Source organism: Tetzosporium hominis (assembly GCF_002265435.1).
GTDB classification, from domain to species: domain Bacteria; phylum Bacillota; class Bacilli; order Bacillales_A; family Planococcaceae; genus Chryseomicrobium; species Chryseomicrobium hominis.
Genome location: NZ_NOKQ01000295.1, coordinates 1 through 253, shown reverse-complemented (window position 1 = coordinate 253; position 253 = coordinate 1). Strand labels below are relative to the sequence as shown.

Genomic DNA, 253 nt, shown 5'->3' with positions numbered 1-253 from the left:
TAGAGAACGAAGGCTACCATGGTCGGGTTAACCATCCAGCTCGCAGCAATCACCGCATTATCCGTTTTGAAATGGCGGGTCAGGAGTGGGGCTTCCAGTATTCGCCCTATGCTTATTTTAATGAGCACTGTATTTTCTTAGACGGCCAGCATCGTCCCATGGCCATTAGTCGTCAGAGTTTTGAGCGCCTGCTAGCTATCGTAGAGCAGTTTCCAGGCTATTTTGCGGGCTCTAATGCCGACTTGCCAATCGT

1 pseudogene is annotated in these 253 nt (G+C 50.2%); it reads left to right on the top strand.

What is annotated here, in order from left to right:
• Positions 1-253: pseudogene (locus tag CF394_RS13495) on the top strand (UDP-glucose--hexose-1-phosphate uridylyltransferase); the annotation flags it as partial.